Source organism: Agromyces cerinus subsp. cerinus (assembly GCF_900142065.1).
GTDB classification, from domain to species: Bacteria; Actinomycetota; Actinomycetes; order Actinomycetales; family Microbacteriaceae; genus Agromyces; species Agromyces cerinus.
Genome location: NZ_FSRJ01000003.1, coordinates 117,578 through 138,829, shown reverse-complemented (window position 1 = coordinate 138,829; position 21,252 = coordinate 117,578). Strand labels below are relative to the sequence as shown.

Below are 21,252 nucleotides of genomic sequence, written 5' to 3'. Positions count from 1 at the left end.
GTTCGTCGAGGAGCAGTGGAGGCGGCAGTCGTGCGGTGCGTCGGAATGGCGGCGGTGCGTCGGAGTGCCGGCGGTGCGCCTGTTGCGTTGACTCAGGGCACGGACCACTGACGCGATGTGATGATTACCGTTCGTCATGGCATGCTCCCCGATCTCTGGATACGGCGGCGAGGTGGCGTGCCGTTCGCACCGAGATGCTGGGGTCGCGCGGCGAAGAGTTCTTCGCGGCCGCTTGATCCGGCGCTCGAGGAGCGCATGGTGCACGCGACCGTCGTGCGCTGGGTGAGGCACGGGCTCGTACCGAAGTCTCGAAGTTCCCCACGCATGTGTGGATGGGTGATGTTTCACGTGAAACACCGGTTCCGCGAGCTCGTCGCCTCGAGCAAGGTATCTCACCACCCCGCCGTCGTGTGTGACCGCCGGCCTGTGTGGATGGCGGACGGGGCGGTCTCCCCTGTGATCCGTAGATCGCTTGAGTTCGCGGGTCGGAGCAGTCGCTACCCCATTTTCTCGTAGCCCCGGCGATTCAACCCTGCTTCGCTGCCGCTCAAGCTGCTTCGTGCGCCACTGAGCGTCGCCGACATGGCACCACCCTCGCGGTACAGCTGGGCCGAGCGTCCGGAGAGCGGTACCCACCGATCCACCCGGCCGCCTGGGCCGTGGCAGCATGATCTCTGGAATCGAGGCGGTGCGTTTCACGTGAAACATCGGTCGCCGCGTTGCGAGCGAGTCAGGCTGGAATGCCCGTGTGCTCCGTTCCAACGGGCCAGTACGAGATGGCGGCGCTGTCCGACCGAGTGTTTCCCTGCCGCATCTGCAGCCCTCACGGATGACCGCTGAGGACTCGGTCCGACGCCGCGATGCCGTTGCGCGCGATGGCTCCGTCCGCCGTGGTGTCATCCACCCCACCATGCGACCCGTTCGACTGTCGTCGCGCGTGATGGCGAACCGGATGTGCGGCCCCGCGGTGGGCTGCCGTGACGTCCGCACCCGATTCCGCCACCGAGGTCGAGGCACCCGTGATCACGAACCTCGCTCTGTGGAGCAGGGCCTCGCCGGCCGATCCAGTGTGGTCGACCCACTGGCCAGGGTCATGCTCGTTATTCGCGTGAGCTCGTCTACGCACGGGGATCCAGGAGACCAAGCGCCAGCGTCATCTCCGGCCCTGGACCCCACAGGACCATGTCGCGCGTTCGCGAACAGTTCTCCATGCTCGCATCTCACTCCTTTGGCGTTGCTCCCGTGGCCTCACTCCCGTGGCCTCACTCCCGTGGCCTCACTCCCGCGGCTTCACTCCCCTGGCCTTGCTCTCGGTGCGCTCGCTCTCGGTTGGCTTGCTCCCTGTCGGGTCCTGGTCTGTATTCCTCCTCCGTGTCCTGCCCTCGTATTCCTGCCCCCTGAGTCCTGCTCGCCGTGGTCGTGTCCGCGGTGTTCTTGCGTCCCGTGGTCCGCTTCCCGGGTTCCCGCTTCGTGTGGTCTGCTCCCTGTGTTCCTCCCCCGCCGTGGTGCTGTCGCGCCGTGGTGCTGTCCCGCCGGGGTTCCGCCCTCTTGATCTCGCTCCTTGACCTCGCCTTTCGGTCCTCGGTCCCCTGTCCTCGATCCCCGGGTCTCCCCGCCCCTGCCTCACCTCCGTCCTCACAAGCGGCAGCGCGAGAAGCAAGGCTCATCTCATGTCCCATATCGAGCGCCCCGATCGCATCGGCCGAAAGTCAGAACCCACGCCCCCCGAGACCCTGCTCGGCAATCCCGGATCGGGAATCGGACCCACGAACGTCGTGTCCCGTCGTTCAAGGTCCGAAGGTCTGCTGCTTGACGTCATGTACTGATTCCCGCGCCCGAGTCCCGATCCCGGACCAACGGACCGGATCCTCGACGCCGAGAATCTTCTCCGTCTTGAACCGTGACCCCGCGACCTTTGGGCCCGCCAACCTCGACTGCGAGCCTCGAACCTCGTGCCCTCGAACCTCGAACCTCGTGCCCTCGTGCCCTCGAACCTCGTGCCCTCGTGCCCTCGACCCTCGAACCTCGAACCCACGTCCCCTCGACCCCTCGAACCTCGAGTCCTCGAACCTCGAACCTCGAACCTCGAACCCTCGATCCTGTACCCCTCGCCCCTCGCCCCCTCGAACCTCGAACCCCGAACCGCGAACCCCGAACACCCGAGTCCGCGAACCCCGAACACTCGCCCCCCTCGAACCTCGAGCCCGGACCCCACGACCCCGACCTTCAGCTCCTCACCGAATAGCTCACCGGCGATGGCGGTCGCTGCCCGCAGCCCAGGTCTGCGGGTTCGCGCGGGCGAACCTGTCGCACGGACCCCTTAATCGCTGCCCATCTCCTGTCCGTCGCTGCAGACCCGGTCGACGCGATGTGGTCGGTGCTGCAGGTGATGAGTGATCGAACGCTCAACTCCTGGTTCCTGCGCTCGCTGCCCCGGTGCAGTCTCAGCCGATGGGCGTGAATGCCGTGCGACTGCTCAAGGTCACGGAATGACGGTGCACAGACGCGGAACCACGGTGCGCGGACGCGGGAGCCGTCGCGGCGCGCACATGGACAGGGTGATCGGATACCTGGCGGGCCGGTCCGAGCTCAGTGGATACCGGCGGGCGGTTCGATGCGATGGCCTCCCTCGCGGCACTGCCTGATCGAGGTTGCTGCAGTTGCGAGGAGTCGCGGGGACGCGGGGACGCGGGGCAGGCGATGTTTCACGTGAAACATCACGATCCACCATGGACGCTCACAGATGGGGCGAGTGAGCCGAGGCGCTGTTGGCTCGACCAGCACGCAGTATCGGTCCCATCGACCAGTGCGCTCAGATCGATCGAGCGCTTGGACTCCTCGCGTGCAGTTGACGCATTCAGGTCGATGCCGCACCACGGACTCCCGTCTCGCCCGCAGCGCCAGAGGACGCTCGCGCTGGAGATGATCACCGCCTTCGGGTTGCAGTCGCGATCCCTACGCCCGCACTTCTGGTCACCCCAGCCCGTATCGCCGACGAGCAGGAGGGTGGGGGCCAGCACGACAACGAACCGAATGTTTCACGTGAAACACCACGTCCGGAAGCAGAAGCGGACGGGTCCGGTCGGCCCAGCACGGCGCCGAGACCTCGACACCACCCGGATACGGCACCGAGGCCGGGCCCGGTCGGGGCCGCCGGCCGGGCGACTCAGCCTCGCCAGGACGATCGGTCCGGATCTGCCGGAGTTCGCTCGTGTTTCATCTTGAGAGTCGGTCGCGGCGGTTAGGCTTGACTCTCGGATCGAGGACACCGCAGAACGCGGCGAATCTCTCGAATACCAAGGATTTGGAGCGTCGGCATGGCACAGGGCGGGGGACGTGGATGGTTTCACCGCAAGCGCCCTCAGCCCTCCCCCGATGAACCCGTGGGCGGCACCACGCACGTGAGATCCACCCCGCCGACCGTTGTCGGGCCATCGCCCGAAGCGGTGCCGCAGGCTGATCCAACGCCCGCGCGCGATTCGCAGCAGTTCGCCGAATGGAGCCCTGAGGTTCGACTCGGCGCACCCACCGCGGGTTCCGACTCGGCCTCCGCCGCCGTTCGTCAGTACGACAGCGGGGCGTCATCGGCAGTCGAGCCCACCGCCGTCCGTGTCGCAGATTCTGAAGACGCAACTTCGACCGCGCCGCGGCCTGGCCACGAAGGCCCTTCGGGCCGCGAGACCACCGAGCTGCCGGAGGTGGCACCGGCTCACGAGAGCGTGTCGCGCAGCATCGATTGGGACGCCGCGACCGCTGCCGCGCTCACTGCAGACGTCGATCCCGCGGAGACCACCGCGGAGCATCACTCCACCGGCCCTGACCGACTGCTCGAGGATCTGATCCGCGAAATCGTCGGTGACGCCACCGCCGACACCGCTTCAGCATTGCACCCGACGCGCACCGCCCCCACCGGCACCGCCGAGAGCACCCACGACAGCGAGGGGGCGCCGGCGAACACGAGCCTCGCGCCCGAGGCAGCTGCACCGCAGGGCTCTGCGCCGGAAATTGCGGAAGTGGCAGTGACGCCCACGGCAGTCGTCCAGCACCCCGCTCCGCCCGAGGTGCCAGCGATCATCGCTCCGGCAACGCCGTCTGTCGCGGACGCTCCCCCGGTCGCCGAGTCCGCGCCTCCTGTTGCCCCGTCCACTGCGCCGGTGGCACCCCACGAACCAACCGAAGCCCCCGATGTTTCACGTGAAACATCGTCAGATCACGGAGGAACTCCCCTGGCTTACGAACTCGCCGATGAGACCCGTCGGCGCAATGCACTCGATGAAGCGGTCCTCCCCCTTCCGCCATCGACTCGCGTGCTGACGATCTCCAATCAGAAAGGTGGCGTCGGTAAGACGACCACCGCCGTGAACCTCGCCGCCGGCCTCGCACGCGCCGGGGCTCGAGTGCTCGTGATCGACCTCGACCCGCAGGGCAATGCGTCGACGGCACTCGGCGTCGACCACCGATCCGAACGCAAGAGCGTCTACGAGGTGCTCGTTTCCGACGTTTCGCTGGCTGAGGTCGTGCAGCCGTCGACCGAGCACGAATTGCTCGATTGCGTCCCGGCGACGATCCATCTCGCCGGTGCCGAGATCGAACTGGTGTCGCTCGTGGCGCGCGAACAACGACTCCGCAGGGCACTCGATGCGCATCTCGCCACGATGGATCGCCCGTACGACTACGTCTTCATCGACTGCCCACCGTCGCTGGGCCTGCTGACGATCAACGCATTCGTCGCGGCCCGTGAGGTGCTCATCCCGATCCAGTGCGAGTACTACGCACTCGAGGGGCTCTCGCAGTTGCTCAGCAACATCGAACTGATCGAGAAGCACCTCAATCCTGAGCTCCGCCTCTCGACGATCCTGCTGACAATGTACGACTCGCGCACGAACCTCGCCCAGCAGGTGGCGCAGGAGGTTCGCGACCACTTCCCCGTCCAGACGCTGGAGACGATCATTCCCCGATCGGTTCGCGTGTCCGAGGCACCGAGTTATGGTCAGAGCGTGATCAGCTACGACTTCGGGTCGACCGGATCCCTGTCGTATCGAGAGGCAGCCGCCGAAATCGCTCGTCGCGGAGCAGCAACACCCGAGGAGTCGAACTGATGGCAACGAAACGAACCGGCCTCGGACGTGGAATCGGTGCACTGATTCCGAGCGGTGAAGACAGCACGCGAGCGCGCCCGGTCGACGTGTTCTTCCCCGAGTCAGATACTCAGCAGCCCACTGCGGTCGCGGTGGTCGAACAGGCCGCATCGGCAGAAGGGCTCGTCACGGTTCCCGGCGCTCACCTGGCCCGACTCGATCCGAACGACATTCTGCCAAACGCTCACCAGCCGCGTAGCGTCTTCGATCCCGACGACCTCGCCGAGCTCGTGCACAGCGTGCGCGAGTTCGGCGTGCTGCAACCGATCGTCGTTCGGCGGCACCCGGAGCTCGCTGGCAAGTACGAACTCGTCATGGGCGAGCGCCGCCTTCGCGCCACCAAGGCAGCGGGTCTCGACTCGATCCCGGCGGTCGTGAAGGACACCGCGAACGAGGACATGCTGCGCGACGCGCTGCTCGAGAACCTGCACCGCTCTCAGCTGAACCCGCTCGAAGAAGCCTCCGCGTACCAGCAACTGTTGGCAGACTTCGGCATCACACAGGAACAGCTCGCTTCGCGCATCGGTCGATCGCGTCCGCAGATCTCGAACACGCTCCGACTGCTGCGCCTCCCCGAGCCGGTGCAGCTCCGCGTGGCGGCCGGTGTGCTGAGCGCCGGCCATGCTCGTGCGATCCTGTCGATCGGCGATGATGCCGTCGAGATGCAGCGGTTCGCCGACAAGATCGTGAACGAAGAGCTCTCCGTTCGTGCTGCCGAGGCCGTGGCGACGAAGGAGCCGAAGACCTCGCGTCCGAAGCCTGCAGCCGGCAAGCGTCAGGATTTCCTGGAGGACCTGGCTGCTCGTTTGGGCGACAGGCTGAACACCCGCGTGAAGATCACTCTGGGTGCAAGAAAAGGCCAGATCACGGTAGATTTCGCGACGGTTCAGGACCTGCGTCGGATCCTTACTGATCTCGGCGAGGATCTCGACGGCGTGTGATTGCCGATCGTCCGGAGAATCCGTTCTGACGAACCGAAATCGGCTGATTTCGAGCGGGCTGGAGCGGCGCGGACGCTGCTCTGATCCGAAGGCGAAAGCGGGTCGGTCCGAATGGACCGACCCGCTTTCGCGTCGAACAACGTCAGTTCGATCGAGCGTGTGCCGCTTCCACGAGTGCACCGTAGATTGCAGCAGCGCTCGTGCCCGACGCCTCGATGGCGAGCGGCACGAGTGACGTCTCGGTGAGACCAGGGATGACGTTCGCCTCGAGGAACCAAGGCCGGCCGCTGTCATCGACGATGAAGTCGACGCGCGAGAGGTCGCGGAGTCCGAGTGTGCGATGTGCGAGCACGGCAGCCTCCGAGACCGCCGTCACCGCGGCATCACCGAGTCGCGATGGTGCGTAGAACGTCGTCTCCCCCGCGTTGTACCGTGCCTGGAAACTGTAGACACCGGTGGTCGGTTCGATCTCCACGGCGGGCAGGGTGCGCGGCCCGTCGCCCGTGTCCACCACCGCGACGGCGATCTCGGTGCCGTGGATGCGGCGCTCGACCACGGCGACGTCGTCGTAGGTGAACGCCTCGACCATCGCGCGCGGCAGGTCGTTCGTGTCTTCCACGATCGTGACGCCCTGCGCCGAGCCGCCGGATGCCGGCTTCACGACGAGGTCGCCCTCGAGCGCCGAGCGGACCACCTTCAGCACGCTCGATGCGCCGAGCTCTCTGAAGGCTTCGTGAGAGAGCACGATCGACTCCGGAACGTCGACGCCCGCGGCAGCGAGCAGCGAACTCGCGATGGGCTTCGACCAGGCACGGCGCGACGCCGCACCTGACGAACCGACCGTCGGCACTCCGATCGCGGCGAGCAGTTCGAGGAGCGAACCGTCCTCGCCGCTTGATCCATGCAGTGCGGGGAATACGACGTCGGGGCGCTCGTTCACGAGGAACGGGAGTAGCCCGGCATCGGGATCGCGCAGCACCACGCGGTGACCCGCTGCGATGAGTGCGTCGGCCACCCGGCGTCCTGAACGAAGGGAGACATCTCGTTCGTGCGAGATGCCGCCCGCGAGAACGACGACGTACAGACCAGAAGAATCGCTCATGATCAGGGTTTTCTCCACTACTTCAGGTCGGACGGCGGCGCGGAGTCGTAGCCCGCACTCGGTGGCAGCTGGAGCGGACCAGTGCCCGCGAAGGTGTCGAGCAGGTCGAGCTCTCCGTTGATCACGGTCGCGAGGCGGCGGATGCCGAGTCGGATCGCGTCGGGCGTCGGATAGCAGAACGACAGGCGCATCGCGTGCCGGCCGCGGCCATCGGCGAAGAATGCCGTGCCGGGCGTATATGCCACGAGCTCCTTCACCGCTCGGGGCAGCATCTGCTTGGAGTCGAGCACGTCGGGCATCGTGACCCAGACGTAGAACCCGCCGTTCGGGTTGGTCCAGTTGAGCTGCGGCAGGTACTCCCCCAGCGCCTCGATCATCGCGTCCTTGCGCTCGCGGTACACGCCGCGGAAGGTGTCGATCTGCGCGCGCCAGTCGGCGGTGGCGAGGTACTCCGACACCACCATCTGGCTGAACGAACTCGGCGAGAGGATCGCCGACTCCGCCGCGAGGATGAGCTTCTCGCGAATGGCGTGCGGTGCGAGCGCCCACCCGACCCGGAATCCGGGCGCGAGCGTCTTCGAGAACGAGCCGAGGTAGATGACGCCCTCAGGATCGAGTGAGCGCAGCGCGTTCGGCGCGGGCTCGTCGAAGTGCAGCAGCCCGTAGGGGTTGTCTTCGAGTACGAGGATCTCGTTCGAGCGGCAGATCTCGAGGATCTCGGGCCGTCGCTCGGCGGAGAGTGTGACGCCGGCCGGATTGTGGAAGTTCGGGATCGTGTAGAGGAACTTGATGCGGCGACCCTGGCCGCGGAGCGCGGCGATCGTCTGCCGCAGCGCCTCGGGGATGAGCCCGTGCTCGTCGGTCGCGACGTGGGCGACGTTCGCCTGGTACGACCGGAAGATGCCGAGCGCACCGACGTAGCTGGGCGACTCTGCGAGGATCACGTCTCCGGGATCGATGAAGAGCTTCGCCACGAGGTCGAGCGCCTGCTGCGAGCCGGTCGCCGTGACGACGTTGTCGACGCTGCCGTGGATGCCCTCGATCGCCATCACATCGAGGATCTGCTCGCGCAACTCGGGAATTCCCTGACCAGAGCCGTATTGCAGCGCGACGGCACCGCGCTCGCGCATCACTTTCTCCATCGAGGAGGTGATGAGCTCGTGCGGCAGGGCGGAGACGTACGGCATGCCGCCGGCCAGCGAGACGACCTCGGGTCGTGAGGCGACGGCGAACAGGGCTCGGACTTCGGAGGCGGCCAGCCCGGCGGCTCGCTCGGCGTAATTCGCGTACCAAGGGTCGAGATTGTTGCCGGTCCGCTGGGGGACGCCGTCAGATGTCACTGCGCTGCTTCCGTTCTGTTCAGGGTTTCCATGGTAGTTGCTGGGTTCCGGGTGGTCGTTCGGCGCCGAGTCCCTGTGACATCCGCTCGCCCGTGACATCCGCTCGCCTGGAGACGCGCCTTGAGCCTCACCCGGGTCGCGCCCGAAGACGCGAAAGACCCGCCCGGCTTTCGCCGGACGGGTCTGGAAGTTCGACCGCCGACTACGAGATGTAGGCGGCGAGGTCGGCCTCGAGTGCGGGCTTCGGCTTGGCGCCGATGACGGTCTTGACGACCTCGCCCTTCTCGAAGACCTTGAACGCGGGAATCGCGGTGATCTGGTACTTCATCGCGAGGCCGGGGTTCTCGTCGACGTTGAGCTTGACGATGTCGAGCTTGTCGGCGTGCTCCGTCGCGATCTGGTCGAGGATCGGGCTGACGGCGCGGCACGGGCCGCACCACTCTGCCCAGAAGTCCACGAGCACGGCCTTCTCGTTGTTGAGGACCTCCTGATCGAAGGTGGCCTCGGTCACTGCACGTGCAGTCATTGCGTTCTCCTTTTGGTGGAAGTCAGAAGATCAGGGAAGAGGACGGAAGGACTGAGTCCGGGATGCCCGGGTCTCAGTTCACCGCGGCGAACTCGGCCTCGGCGACCGAGGAGTCCGTTCCGGCCTCAGGCGATTTTGGGAGCGCGGCGAGGTAGTGCTCGGCGTCGAGGGCTGCGACCGTGCCCGAACCCGCGGCGGTGACCGCCTGGCGGTAGTGCGGGTCGATGACGTCACCGGCGGCGAACACGCCGGGGATGTTGGTCTTCGACGTGCGCCCGTCGACGGCGATGGTGCCCTCGCTCGTGAGATCGAGCTTGCCGTGCACGAGGTGCGTGCGCGGGTCGTTGCCGATCGCGACGAAGAGGCCGTCGAGTTCGAGGTCGCGCTCCTCGCCCGTCACGGTGTCGCGCAGAGTGACACCGGTCACGGCGGTTTCACCGAGCAGGCGGGCCACCTCGGCGTTCCAGATGAACTCGATCTTCTCGTTGTCGAAGGCGCGCTGCTGCATGATCTTCGACGCCTTGAGGGTGTCGCGACGGTGGATCACGTAGACCTTGTCGGCGAAGCGCGTGAGGAACGTCGCCTCCTCCATGGCCGAGTCGCCGCCGCCGACGACGGCGATCGTCTTCTGGCGGAAGAAGAATCCGTCGCACGTCGCGCACCACGACAGCCCGTGGCCCGAGAGCACCTCTTCTTCGGGAAGGCCGAGCTTGCGGTACGCCGAGCCGGTCGCGTAGATGATCGCGGATGCCTCGTGCTCGTCGCCGTTGCCCAGCTTGACGCGCTTGACCGGACCGTCGAGCTCCAGCTCGACGACGTCGTCGTAGACGACCTCGGTGCCGAAGCGCTCGGCCTGCTCCTGGAGCTTCGTCATCAGCTCGGGGCCCATGATGCCCTCGGGGAAGCCGGGGAAGTTCTCGACCTCGGTCGTGTTCATCAGCTCGCCGCCGATTTCGACCGAACTCGCGATGAGCAGTGGTTTCAGCTGCGCGCGAGCGGCGTAGATCGCAGCCGTGAAACCGGCCGGTCCTGAACCGATGATGATGATGTCGCGCAAGCCCGCTCCCGTCGTTGCTGGTGATTCGCAGCATTCAACGAATCGGATGCCACGAGATGCTCAACACAGTCTAAGCGGCGAGTATTCCGCGGGAGCCGCGCTGCACAGCGTGTGACGGATGCCACGTGCTCGCCGGTGTACCGCGGGGCGCAGCGCCTGAGCAGCGCCTGGCGGCGCCTCGAGCTCAGCGGCGACGGAGCTTGACGATGATCGCCTCGGCGAAGCCGCGGAACTCGGGTACCCGTGCGAACCAGAGCGTGGCGAAGTAGAGGAGCGACATCGCAGCGCCGATCACGATCATCGACACGATCGCTCCGGCACGGGTCGCGAGCGCGAAACCGCCTTCGGAGGTTCCACCGAGCAGCACGAGGAGGCCGATTCCGACTGCGACGGGAACGATCGCGGCGGCGACGTATCGCAGGTACGAAGCGAGGACGTGCCGCAGGTCGATGCCGCGCAGCTTGCGACGCAGGAGCACCGCCGCGAGCACGAGCTGCGCCGTGCCGGCGATGGTCGTCGTGAGCGCGATCGCGACGGCGATCTGCGAGGTCGGCAGCGTGCCGGCGTAGAGCGCACCGCCGGTGAAGAGCACGACCTGGAAGAGCGTGAAGAAGAAGGGGGTCCTGGTGTCGTTGAGCGCGTAGAAGGTGCGCTGCACGACGAACAGGGCGGAGAAGCCGATCAAGCCGATCAGGTACGCGATGACGATATTGCCGAACGCGGCGATGCTCTCGAGGTCTCCCAGGCCGTAGACCGCGCCGAACGGGTACGCGACGACCATGATGACCGCCGCGGCGATCACGATGATCGAGCCGATACCGCGCAGGGCGCTCGAGAGGTCGGCTCGCACCCGGTCGATGTCCGCAGCCGCAGCATGCTCGCTCAGGCGGGTGAAGTAGGCCGTCGCGATCGAGACCGTGATCACCGAGTGCGGCAGCATGAAGATGAGCCAGGCGTTGTTGAGGGCGGCGACGGACGGATCGCCGGTGTCGGCGGCACCGCCACTGACCCCGGTCTCGACGATGCCGGCGAACGTCGTGAGCAACAGCATGCCGAAGGTCCAGCCGGCGATCTTCCCCGCGGCGCCCAGCCCGACGCCTCGCCAGCCGAAGTCGGGACGGAACCGCAGGCCGATGCGCTTCCAGAACCAGAACAGTGTGAGGGCCTGCAGTGCGACCCCGAGCGTCGTGGCGCCGGCGAGGAGGGCGATCATGCCGCCCGTCCACTCGGAGGGGGCTCGCGAGCCGGTCGGGTCGGCCCCGAAGATGAATGCGAAGACCAGCATTCCGGCGATGCCGACGAGGTTGTTGATGACCGGCACCCAGGTGAACGGGCCGAACGAACGACGGGCGTTCAGCACCTCACCGAGCACCGAGTAGAGCCCGTAGAAGAAGATCTGCGGCAGCGACCAGAAGGCGAACAGGGTCGCGAGCTGACGGGTCTCATCGTTGAGCTTCGGACCGTACAGGATCGTGAGCAGTGGCGCGGCCAGCGTGGCGATGATCGCCACGCCCGCGAGAATCACCAGCGCCACGGTGACGAGCTTGTTGATGTACCGCTCACCGCCGTCGGGCGAGCGGCTCGCACGCACGATCTGCGGAACGAGCACCGCCGACAGCACACCGCCACCGACGATCGCGTAGATGGTGTTCGGCAGTTGCGTCGCGATCGCGAAGGCGTTGGCACCGGAACCGACCATGCCGATCGTGGCGGTCAGCACGATCGTCTTCACGAACCCGAGGATGCGCGAGACGATCGTGCCCGAGGCGAGGAATACGCTCGCGCGTCCGATACGGTCTTCAGCCATCGCGGCGATCGTCTCCAGGTTCGTCGGTCGTGGGGTCGGAGGCATCGGTCGCGTCGGAGGCGTCGGTCGCGTCAGGGACATCCGTCTCGTCTGCTGCGTCGGTCGCTGCGGCCTCGGCCCGTCGCTTGCGGTGGCGACGGATGTTGCGCCAGATGCCGACGCCGAAGAAGACGACGACGAGGGCGCCGAGGATGGCGGCACCGAGGCCTTCCCAGTCGGCCTGCACGTTGACGGGGATCGAGACGGGGCTGCCGACCGGCACGCCTTCAGGGGAGGACAGCGACACGGTGAGGGTGACTTCGCCGTTGCCGATGCCGGCGGCCACCGGTACCGTCTCGGTGCTCCGGGACTCGGGATCGACCGTGACGGTGACCTGGTCTTCGACGACCAGACGGCCGTTCGACGGCGTGACGTTGACGACGACGGTGACCGGGTACGGCAGCGCATTGAGGATGGTGGTCGGCACGCCCGTCTCCGACGACACCACGTTGATGGGACTGCTGGGGATGATCGACACCGAATCGAGCGTCCGCCGCTGAGCGACGAGCCACTCGCCGACCGCGGCGTCCCAAGCGGGGCGATCGTCGATCCATTCGACGTCGAGCAGGGCGAGGGCGTCGCGTCGCGTCGGGCCGGTGAGCACCCGGGGGTCGTCGAGCACCGTCGCGAAGGCGGTCAGGTTGGCGTCGGTGCGGATGATGCGACCGACGTTGTCGATGCGCTGCCGGTCTTCGGGTTCGTCGACGAGTTCGCGGGCGACCGGGGGTGCGCCGATGGCGTCGGCGAGTGACGCAGGGGCCACGCGCGGGTTCGCCGCGAGTGCTTCGAGGGTGGCGGCGACCCGCGCCGACTGCGCCCCGGCACTGCGATCGAGCGTCGCCAGCAACGCGATCGGGCGGTCGCCGCTGCCATCGAGCAGGGCGAGTTCGGCCCCGAGCTGGCCCGCCGCGGCGCGCCACTCCGTGTCGCTGAGGGCTTCGGATGCCGCGCGGAGCGGCGCCGTGATCCGCGCGTCCGCCACGACGGCGGTCGACCCGTCGACGCTCGAGGCGGCGTTGGCCCACTGCTCACCGGGGGCGACGTTGCCCGGCGCGAGGATCGAGCTCGTCAGCCCTGCGGTGGCCAGGTAGGCGAGATCTCCGGCGGCGATCGTGTCGTCGGCGGGCCAGCCGATGTCGGTTCGGGTATACGTCCAGGCGAGCAGCTCTTCGGTCGTCGGGACTTCACCCGTCGGTGGCTCGGTCGGTACCGGCGTGGCGCTCGGATCGGTGCCGTCGGGCGCCCCGGCACCGGCTTCTTCTTCGGCGGCGTCGGCGTCCGCGACTCCCGCGAAGTCCGCCGGATCGAGCTCGTCGGAGAACGACGTCGGAGTGAGCAGCGCGGGCAGGCGGAGCTGGGCCTGCGCCGCGACATCCGCATCTGCATACGCGAGCGGGAATATCTCGTTGGGAAGTGCGGCGAGGCGCTCGAGCCATGCGGATGCCGTGCTCGGCGCAGAGGTGCCGAGCGTGCGGATCGACGCGATGATGCGCGGGTCGATGCCGATCGCGACGGGGTGACCCTCGACGGCATCGAGCTGGCGGGTCAGCAGGCCCGACGGTGACGTCCAGGCGGCCAGGTCATCCGCTCCGAGCAGGCCGGTGGCGGATGCCGGCACGGTCACGGGAACCGCGACCGAGATCGCGGTCGGACCCGTGGTCGGCGCGGTCGTGCTGGCGAAGACGTCGGTGGCCGACGCGACGAGTGTGCCGTCGACGTGCAGTTCAGCACCGAATCCGAGCACCGGGGACTCGTCGATGTCGTCGACGGCAGACGGCGGCAGCGCGATCGACACGACTTCGACCGCGCCGGGCGCGATCATCGACGACACGACCTCGGCGACCTCGACGCCGTCGATGGCGGTCGCCTCGGCCGCGACCGCGTCGGTTGCCGAGGTGTCGGGGCCGGGTGCCTGTGCGAGCCAGGCATCGAGCTCGGCCGTGTCGTCGATCGAAGCCGATCGGAGGAGTTGGAGGGTGCCGGCCGGGATGGGCTTGGCCGTGGCGTTCTCGACCTCGATCTCGAGCGCGACGGGCGCGTCGGGCGCGATGCTCGTCGTCACCGTGGGCGCGACGCGCAGCACGACGCCTGAGCCCGTGTCGGCGCGTGATTCCGCCGGGACGGTGCGCGTCGCGGTCGCGGTCGATGCGCCGCCGGTGACGGCACTCGCCGCGAGCGGCGCGGAGGCCAGCATCGCGACCGTCGCGGCCGTGGCGATCACCGCACCGAACGCCGTGGAACCGCGCCGGTGGAGCCGGTTCGCGTGCGCTGACGGCGACGGCCGCCGGGCGCTCTCCGTCGATTCGACCCGTGAGCACCGGCGGCGCGCAGGGTTCGACTCGGGCACCATGCTGGCGATTCTACGGCGTGGTACCGGGGCGTTCGCTCGGCATCCACAGGCGCTTCGGGTTCCGTACGGGCCGAGGCATCCGTCGCCCGGCGCTTAATATAGGGACATGCAGAGTGTCGCGACAGCCCTCGACCGGCTGGGCGAGCTGGCGGCTTCGCCGACCGTCTCGCGACTCGCGGCGGCGTTCGAGGCGGCCGGGCACGAGCTCGCACTCGTCGGCGGCCCGGTGCGCGACGCCTTCCTCGGGCGGCCCGTCAACGACCTCGACTTCACGACGGATGCCACGCCCGACGAGATCCTCGCGATCGTCAAGCCGATCGCCGAGGCCCACTGGGACATCGGCCGTGCGTTCGGCACGATCGGCGCGAAGATCGCCGGCGAGACCGTGGAGATCACGACCTATCGCGCCGACGCGTACGACGGGGCCTCGCGCAAGCCCGAGGTCGTGTTCGGCACGAGCCTCGAAGACGACCTCACGCGACGCGACTTCACGGTCAACGCCCTGGCGCTCCGCCTGCCGAAGCTCGAGCTCGTCGATCCGTCCGGCGGCGTCGAGGACCTCGTCGCCAAGGTGCTGCGCACCCCTGCCGCCCCCGAGCAGTCGTTCGGCGACGACCCGCTGCGGATGCTGCGGGCCGCGCGTTTCGCCGCCCAGCTCGGCTTCACGGTGGAGCCCGCCACAGAGCAGGCGATGACCGACCTCGCCGCCGAGATCGACCGCATCTCGGCCGAGCGCGTGCGCGACGAGCTGACGAAGCTGCTCTTGTCGAGGACCCCGCGCAGCGGCATCCGACTGCTCGTCGAATCGGGCCTCGCCGAACGCGTGCTGCCCGAGCTGCCCGCGCTCTCGCTCGAGCGCGACGAGCACCATCGCCACAAGGACGTCTACGAGCACAGCCTCACCGTGCTCGACCAGGCGATCGACTACGAGATCGAGCGCGGCGTGCTCGACTCCCCCGACCTCATCGTGCGCCTCGCGGCGCTGCTGCACGACATCGGCAAGCCCGCCACCCGGCGCTTCGAGGCGGGCGGTGCCGTCAGCTTCCACCACCACGACGTGGTCGGCGCGAAGCTCGCCCGCAAGCGCCTGCGCGCGCTGCGCTTCGACAACGACACGATCGCCGCCGTCTCGCGGCTCATCGAGCTGCACCTGCGGTTCTTCGGGTACACCGATGGAGCGTGGAGCGACTCGGCCGTGCGCCGCTATGTGCGCGACGCCGGCGACCAGCTCGAGCGGCTCCACATCCTCGCCCGTGCCGACGTCACGACTCGCAATCGCCGCAAGGCCGACCAGCTCGCCTTCGCGTACGACGACCTCGAGGAGCGCATCGCCGTGCTCGCCGAGGAGGAGGAGCTCGCCGCGGTGCGGCCCGAGCTCGACGGCGCCGACATCATGCGGCTGCTGGGCGTCGCGCCCGGCCCCGTCGTCGGCGAGGCCTACCGGTACCTGCTCGAGGTGCGCCTCGACGAGGGGCCCATCGGCCCGGATGCCGCGACCGATCGGCTCCTCGCCTGGTGGGCGTCGCGCGAAGCCTGACACAGGGCTGTCCACAGGCGCGCGGAGCGGGATTCCCGAGTCGTTATGATCGGCGCGGACGACACCGCACCGACCCCTGGGGGAACACACGCATGACCATGACGACCATCGACCGTTCGCACCTCTCGACCTACACGAAGGCGCGAGCCCGTCTCAATGCGCTCTGGGCCGTGGTGCTCGTGATCGGCGTCGGGTTCTGGTCGTTGGTCTTCGTCGGCCCGGTCATCGCCCAGGCCACCGAGCACACCGAGCAGGTCTCCGCCGTCGCGGTCGAGGAGACGACGGTCATGCAGACGCAGGGTTCGCGTCGGAACCGTCACATCGAAGAGGTCCGTGCCCTCGTGGTGGAGTTCGAGTTCGCCGGCACGCAGTACCGCGAGACGCTCGCGACCGATGACGAGCAGCTCGGCGACGTGACGGTCTACCTCAACACGAGCACCGATCGAGTGGCGTTCGAGGCGCCAGAGGCCATCGACTTCTGGGGCTGGTTCTGGGGCATCGCCGGCGGCCTCGTGCTCGCGGGCGGCGTCATCGCGCTCGTCGGCTCGATCGCGGGCACCGTTCGTCTGTCGCGGTTCGACCCGTCGTCGCGAACGCCTGAGCTCGCGCTCGACGTGACCGGTGCGACCGTGCGCGTCGTCAACCAGAAGAAGGCCGCGACGCCGAAGAACACCGAGATCGACATCACCGCAGTGGCCGCGTCGGCGACCGAGGGGATCCCTGTCGGCACCGAACTCGTGCTGACGGCGAAGGCCGCTGCCGCGCCCGGCGTGCCGCAGGCAGGCAGCCGGCTCGAGGGGATGTTCGTCAAGCCCGGCGCCAAGAGCGGGCTCGCGGTCGTTCGATTCGGCGCGGATGCCCCGTGGTGGCCGGTCAGCGCCGGCGAGAAGGTTCCTGAGGCCTGAGGCCCTGAGGCCTGAGGCCTGAGTTCGACGACCGGGGCCTGGGCCTGACGCCCGGCCCGATGCCCTCCCGGGGCCGAATGGCGCGGGTGCGGGGCATCCGCTATGCTGTCTAGGTTGCCCGTGTGCCGCGAATGTGCGGCCTCCACGGCGTGACGTATGCACAACCCTCCTGCTGCAGAGATCCTGTAGCCGTTTGAGTCCGAAGGAGGTGGGTTAGTCATGCACCAATACGAGCTGATGGTTATCCTCGATCCCGAGATCGATGAGCGCACCGTTGCTCCCAGCCTTGACAAGTTCCTCAACGTCATCCGTAATGATGGCGGCACCGTCGACAAGGTCGACATCTGGGGACGTCGTCGTCTGGCGTACGAGATCAACAAGAAGAACGAGGGCATCTACGCCGTCGTCGACTTCACCGCCGAGTCCAAGACCACCGATGAGCTCGACCGCCAGCTGAACCTCAGCGAGGCCGTCATGCGCACCAAGGTCCTCCGTGCCGAAGAGGCGATCGCTCAGGTCGCCGCTCACGCGAAGGCCCAGGAGGCGAAGGCCGCGAAGAAGGCCGCCGCTCAGGCGAAGGCCGGCGCGAAGGCTGCAGCTCCTGCTGCCGCTGTCGCCGCCGCTCCCGCTGCTGCGGTCGCCGCCGCTCCCGCCACGGCCAAGAAGGACGACTAGTCCTCATGGCCGGCGAGACCATCATCACCGTGGTGGGCAACCTCACTGCAGATCCCGAGCTGCGTTACACGCAGAACGGCCTCGCGGTTGCCAACTTCACCATCGCTTCCACTCCTCGTACGTTCGACCGTCAGGCGAACGAGTGGAAGGACGGCGAAGCGCTGTTCCTGCGCGCGAGCGTCTGGCGTGAATTCGCCGAGCACGTGGCCGGTTCACTCACCAAGGGATCCCGGGTCATCGCTTCCGGGCGTCTCAAGCAGCGTTCCTACGAGACGAAGGAAGGCGAGAAGCGCACCACCATCGAGCTCGAGGTCGATGAAATCGGCCCGAGCCTGCGCTACGCCACCGCGTCCGTGACGCGCGCCCAGTCCAACCGTGGTGTCGGCGGCGGCAACAGCTCCTTCGGGGGCGGCGCCGGTGCCGACGAGCCGTGGGCACCCAGCGCTCCCGCAGCAGCCCCTCAGGGCGGCGGCGGTGGCGACGTCTGGAACACCCCCGGTACGAGCTACGGCGACGAGACCCCCTTCTAGGCCCAGGCGCTTTCAGGAGCGCAGCGGCCGGTGAACGGATGCCACGGGCATCCGCTCGCTCGAATCGTTTTCAATAGACAGGAAAGACAATGGCTGGAAAGTCGAGCGGCGATCGCCGCAAGCCGACCCGCGGGAAGGGCGCGAAGAACGCCGCCCCGGCGAAGTCCATCAAGGTCGGTGTCATCGACTACAAGGACGTCGCGACCCTCCGCAAGTTCATCTCCGAGCGTGGAAAGATCCGCGCCCGCCGTATCACCGGTGTCTCCGTGCAGGAGCAGCGCCTGATCGCCCGTGCCGTCAAGAACGCACGCGAGATGGCCCTTCTGCCCTACTCGGGCTCTGGCCGCTAAGGAGCACGACAATGGCTAAGGTAATTCTCACCCACGAGGTCACCGGCCTCGGCACGGCCGGCGACGTCGTCGAGGTCAAGAGCGGTTACGCTCGCAACTACCTCGTTCCCCAGGGCTTCGCTGTGGCGTGGTCGCGCGGTGGCGAGAAGCAGGTCGAGCAGATCAAGGCGGCTCGCGCCGCTCGCGCGCTGCACTCGCTCGAAGACGCGCAGGCCGTCAAGGCCAAGCTCGAGTCGACCAAGGTCAAGCTGGCCGTCAAGGCCGGCACGGGCGGGCGCCTCTTCGGCTCCGTCAAGACCTCGGATGTCGCGGCTGCCGTCGCGACCGCCGGTCTCGGCGAGCTCGACAAGCGCAAGATCGAGATCACGACCCCCATCAAGGCGGTCGGCGACCACGAGGCGACGGTTCGTCTGCACGACGAGCTCTCTGCGACGATCACCCTTCAGGTGGTTGCCGCGAAGTAACTCGCGACGCACCACGGGAACGGCGGTTCGGGCTTCGGCCCGGCCGCCGTTTTCGCGTTCCCGCCGTACACCCGCCGCGGTGGTGCGCGCAAGTCGAGATGCATGTTTCCTGAGATGGTTGTACACAGGTCGGCACACAGGTGGAAACGACTTTCAAAGAAGTTTTCCCCCACAGGTGTGAGTAGATAAATTCGCTGGTCAGACTGAAATTCAACCCATGTAATTCACCGAGTTTCCACAGTTATCCACAGGCGTAGTGCACACATTCCACGGCGTTTCGCCCAGATTGTCCCCAGAGTTATCCACAGGCTGGGTTGTGTGTGTGCACAGGCTTCCCTATCGTGAAGCAGCGTCCATTCCACCCCTTCTGAAATCCTGCACGGCCCGCCATGTCGGCGGCCTCCGGGACACTGGGTCGTGGGCGCGGGTCGCTCGCCCGTCCGAGCCGAACCGGAGGTCATGAACTTGTCGATCGCGCACATCGGGCTCGCTGAACCGGCCGACGACGGTGACGCCCGACGGGGCGAACGCGTTCCTCCCCACGACCTCCTCGCCGAGCAGAGCGCGCTCGGCGGCATGATGCTCTCGAAAGACGCCGTCGCAGACGTCATCGAGACCGTTCGCGGCGTCGACTTCTACGTGCCGAAGCACGAGGTCGTCTTCAACGCGATCCTCACCCTGTACTCGCACGGCGAGCCCACCGACGTCATCGCCGTCACCGACGAGCTGACGAAGACCGGCGACCTGCAGCGGGCCGGCGGCGTCGAATACCTGCACACGCTCACGAGCATCGTGCCGACCGCGGCGAACGCCGGCTTCTACTCGTCCATCGTCGCCGAGCGCGCGATGCTGCGCCGCCTCGTCGAGGCCGGCACGCGCATCGTGCAGATGGGCTACCAGGGCGAGGGCGAGGTCACCGACCTCGTCAACAACGCCCAGGCCGAGATCTACGCCGTGACCGGCTCGGTCGAGACCGAAGACTACGTGCCGCTCTCCGAGGCCGTCACCGTGGCGATCGATGAGATCGAGGCCGCCAAGCACACCGACGGCAAGTTCACCGGCGTGCCCACCGGCTTCGCCGACCTCGACGACCTGACCAACGGCTTCCACCCCGGCCAGATGATCATCGTCGCAGCGCGACCCGCCATGGGTAAGTCGACGCTCGCGCTCGACTTCGCCCGTGCCGCGTCGATCACGAACGGCCAGCCGTCGGTCTTCTTCTCACTCGAGATGGGCAAGAGCGAGATCGCGATGCGTCTGCTCAGCGCCGAGGCATCCGTACCGCTGCAGATGATGCGCAAGGGCACGGTCGACTCGCGCGACTGGACCACGATCGCCGCGACCCGCGGGCGCATCAACGACGCACCGCTCTACATCGACGACTCCCCCAACATGACGCTCGTCGAGATCCGCGCGAAGTGCCGCCGCCTCAAGCAGAAGGTCGGGCTGAAGATGGTCGTCATCGACTACCTCCAGCTCATGACGAGCGGCAAGCGCGTCGAGAGCCGCCAGCAAGAGGTCTCGGAGTTCTCGCGTGCGCTGAAGCTGCTCGCGAAGGAGCTGCAGGTGCCCGTCATCGCGCTGTCGCAGCTGAACCGTGGCCCCGAGCAGCGCGCCGACAAGATGCCCGCCATCAGCGACCTGCGCGAGTCGGGCTCGATCGAGCAGGACGCCGACATGGTGATCCTGCTGCACCGCGAGAGCGCCTACGAGCGCGACAGCCCCCGTGCCGGCGAGGCGGACCTCATCGTGGCCAAGCACCGTAACGGCCCCACGCGCACCATCACCGTGGCGTTCCACGGGCACTTCTCGCGGTTCGCGGACATGGTGCAGGGGTAGCTTCCGAGCCCCCCGTTGCAGGTTCCGCGGGAAGATGTCATCTTCCACGAGTACCTGTCACGTACTTGTCATTCCGGCGGTTCAAGTAGCGTGACTGCTATGCCACCGTTCACGGGCCGCAACCAGGCGCGCGCCGACACTCCCCGCAAGGACGGCACTGCGATCGCCTGGACAGTCATCGTCGCGTCGGTGCTCTTGGCGTTGCCGCTCTACGCCGCGACCTGGGTCCTTATCTGGATCCCCTTCGGCGCAGCCGTCCCACCGCTTGTTGCGCTCGTGCTCACGATTTTCGCTCTGGTCGCGATTGGGCGGGAGACTTCGCGGCCGCGCGGGACTTCGTGGCCGCGCAGATCAGCTGTTGCCTTCCTTGCTCTCCTCGCCGCGATCGGCGTCTGGATCGCCGTGCTCCTGCCGTACTGGCAATGGTCAGACCAGGGCGCCCCGTAGTGGATTCGCTTGCGGGCGGGATGGGCTATTCAACGACACCGGCCACGGGTAGGAATCTGCTCTCTACCGTGGAATCCCGCTCGCTCCTCCCCGGGACAAGTGCCGTGGAATCGGCGCCATAGCGACGTTCCGAGACGACGGGTCCACCCAGTCTTGAGGTGGCCCATGATCGGATCCACGCGAACACGGATTGTTCACCGCGAGA

General features: G+C 67.5%; 15 protein-coding genes and 1 pseudogene. 10 read left to right on the top strand and 6 right to left on the bottom strand.

The window, feature by feature from the left end; translation table 11 throughout:
• Positions 1–4,226: 4,226 nt before the first annotated feature.
• Positions 4,227–5,099 carry a ParA family protein gene (locus BUR99_RS20560; RefSeq protein WP_074260986.1) on the top strand — a complete coding sequence of 291 codons (873 nt, stop codon included), beginning with the start codon at positions 4,227–4,229 and terminating at the stop codon, positions 5,097–5,099.
• A complete protein-coding gene (locus BUR99_RS11095) occupies positions 5,099–6,079 on the top strand; it encodes a ParB/RepB/Spo0J family partition protein (protein WP_074260457.1) in 981 nt (326 codons plus the stop codon). The genes BUR99_RS20560 and BUR99_RS11095 overlap by 1 nt, the downstream gene beginning before the upstream one ends.
• A 142-nt stretch (positions 6,080–6,221) precedes the next feature.
• Here the strand turns inward: BUR99_RS11095 and BUR99_RS11090 are convergent, their stop codons facing one another.
• The 6 genes from BUR99_RS11090 to BUR99_RS11065 form a co-directional block, all read right to left on the bottom strand.
• Positions 6,222–7,181: a D-alanine--D-alanine ligase family protein gene (locus tag BUR99_RS11090; protein ID WP_074260985.1), complete on the bottom strand. Its 960-nt coding sequence runs from the start codon at positions 7,179–7,181 to the stop codon at positions 6,222–6,224.
• Positions 7,182–7,198: 17 nt separating this feature from the next.
• The gene (locus BUR99_RS11085; protein ID WP_074260456.1) at positions 7,199–8,521 is read right to left on the bottom strand and encodes an aminotransferase-like domain-containing protein; all 1,323 of its coding nucleotides are present in this window, start codon (positions 8,519–8,521) and stop codon (positions 7,199–7,201) included.
• 202 nt (positions 8,522–8,723) lie between these two features.
• Complete coding sequence (gene trxA / locus BUR99_RS11080; RefSeq protein WP_074260455.1) at positions 8,724–9,047, bottom strand: thioredoxin; 324 nt, start codon at positions 9,045–9,047, stop codon at positions 8,724–8,726.
• A gap of 73 nt (positions 9,048–9,120) precedes the next feature.
• Complete coding sequence (gene trxB, locus BUR99_RS11075) at positions 9,121–10,104, bottom strand: thioredoxin-disulfide reductase (protein ID WP_074260454.1); 984 nt, start codon at positions 10,102–10,104, stop codon at positions 9,121–9,123.
• 184 nt (positions 10,105–10,288) lie between these two features.
• On the bottom strand, positions 10,289–11,911 hold the full coding sequence (gene murJ / locus BUR99_RS11070) for a murein biosynthesis integral membrane protein MurJ (RefSeq protein WP_074260453.1): 1,623 nt from the start codon (positions 11,909–11,911) through the stop codon (positions 10,289–10,291).
• Entirely contained in the window at positions 11,904–14,300 is a 2,397-nt protein-coding gene (locus BUR99_RS11065) for a DUF6049 family protein (protein ID WP_074260452.1), read from the bottom strand. Before BUR99_RS11065 ends, murJ begins: the two co-directional genes overlap by 8 nt.
• A 106-nt stretch (positions 14,301–14,406) precedes the next feature.
• Between BUR99_RS11065 and BUR99_RS11060 the strand changes: the two genes are divergently transcribed.
• The 8 genes and pseudogenes from BUR99_RS11060 to BUR99_RS11025 all read left to right on the top strand — a co-directional run bounded on the left by BUR99_RS11060 (position 14,407) and on the right by BUR99_RS11025 (position 21,047).
• On the top strand, positions 14,407–15,837 hold the full coding sequence (locus tag BUR99_RS11060) for a CCA tRNA nucleotidyltransferase (protein WP_074260451.1): 1,431 nt from the start codon (positions 14,407–14,409) through the stop codon (positions 15,835–15,837).
• Positions 15,838–15,929: 92 nt separating this feature from the next.
• Complete coding sequence (locus tag BUR99_RS11055; RefSeq protein ID WP_074260450.1) at positions 15,930–16,742, top strand: hypothetical protein; 813 nt, start codon at positions 15,930–15,932, stop codon at positions 16,740–16,742.
• Positions 16,743–16,961: 219 nt separating this feature from the next.
• A pseudogene (gene rpsF, locus BUR99_RS11050) lies at positions 16,962–17,321 on the top strand (30S ribosomal protein S6); the annotation flags it as partial.
• Between the two features lie 101 nt (positions 17,322–17,422).
• Positions 17,423–17,947, top strand: coding sequence for a single-stranded DNA-binding protein (locus BUR99_RS11045; RefSeq protein ID WP_056007138.1), 525 nt, complete (start codon positions 17,423–17,425; stop codon positions 17,945–17,947).
• An 89-nt stretch (positions 17,948–18,036) separates the two neighbouring features.
• Positions 18,037–18,297, top strand: a complete 261-nt coding sequence (rpsR, locus tag BUR99_RS11040) for a 30S ribosomal protein S18 (RefSeq protein WP_022892391.1) — start codon at positions 18,037–18,039, stop codon at positions 18,295–18,297.
• A gap of 11 nt (positions 18,298–18,308) precedes the next feature.
• Positions 18,309–18,761, top strand: coding sequence for a 50S ribosomal protein L9 (gene rplI, locus BUR99_RS11035; RefSeq protein ID WP_074260448.1), 453 nt, complete (start codon positions 18,309–18,311; stop codon positions 18,759–18,761).
• A gap of 465 nt (positions 18,762–19,226) precedes the next feature.
• Positions 19,227–20,600, top strand: coding sequence for a replicative DNA helicase (gene dnaB, locus BUR99_RS11030; RefSeq protein WP_074260984.1), 1,374 nt, complete (start codon positions 19,227–19,229; stop codon positions 20,598–20,600).
• A gap of 99 nt (positions 20,601–20,699) precedes the next feature.
• Positions 20,700–21,047: a hypothetical protein gene (locus BUR99_RS11025; RefSeq protein WP_074260447.1), complete on the top strand. Its 348-nt coding sequence runs from the start codon at positions 20,700–20,702 to the stop codon at positions 21,045–21,047.
• The last annotated feature ends 205 nt before the right edge of the window (positions 21,048–21,252 follow it).

What these genes read in the sequence shown, in the direction of transcription:
- BUR99_RS11095 (WP_074260457.1), top strand. Translation starts at nt 5,099, where the DNA reads ATGGCAACGAAACGAACCGGCCTCGGACGTGGAATCGGTGCACTGATT.
- BUR99_RS11090 (WP_074260985.1), bottom strand. Translation starts at nt 7,181, where the DNA reads ATGAGCGATTCTTCTGGTCTGTACGTCGTCGTTCTCGCGGGCGGCATC.
- trxA (WP_074260455.1), bottom strand. Translation starts at nt 9,047, where the DNA reads ATGACTGCACGTGCAGTGACCGAGGCCACCTTCGATCAGGAGGTCCTC.
- murJ (WP_074260453.1), bottom strand. Translation starts at nt 11,911, where the DNA reads ATGGCTGAAGACCGTATCGGACGCGCGAGCGTATTCCTCGCCTCGGGC.
- BUR99_RS11065 (WP_074260452.1), bottom strand. Translation starts at nt 14,300, where the DNA reads ATGGTGCCCGAGTCGAACCCTGCGCGCCGCCGGTGCTCACGGGTCGAA.
- BUR99_RS11060 (WP_074260451.1), top strand. Translation starts at nt 14,407, where the DNA reads ATGCAGAGTGTCGCGACAGCCCTCGACCGGCTGGGCGAGCTGGCGGCT.
- BUR99_RS11055 (WP_074260450.1), top strand. Translation starts at nt 15,930, where the DNA reads ATGACCATGACGACCATCGACCGTTCGCACCTCTCGACCTACACGAAG.
- BUR99_RS11045 (WP_056007138.1), top strand. Translation starts at nt 17,423, where the DNA reads ATGGCCGGCGAGACCATCATCACCGTGGTGGGCAACCTCACTGCAGAT.
- rpsR (WP_022892391.1), top strand. Translation starts at nt 18,037, where the DNA reads ATGGCTGGAAAGTCGAGCGGCGATCGCCGCAAGCCGACCCGCGGGAAG.
- rplI (WP_074260448.1), top strand. Translation starts at nt 18,309, where the DNA reads ATGGCTAAGGTAATTCTCACCCACGAGGTCACCGGCCTCGGCACGGCC.
- BUR99_RS11025 (WP_074260447.1), top strand. Translation starts at nt 20,700, where the DNA reads ATGCCACCGTTCACGGGCCGCAACCAGGCGCGCGCCGACACTCCCCGC.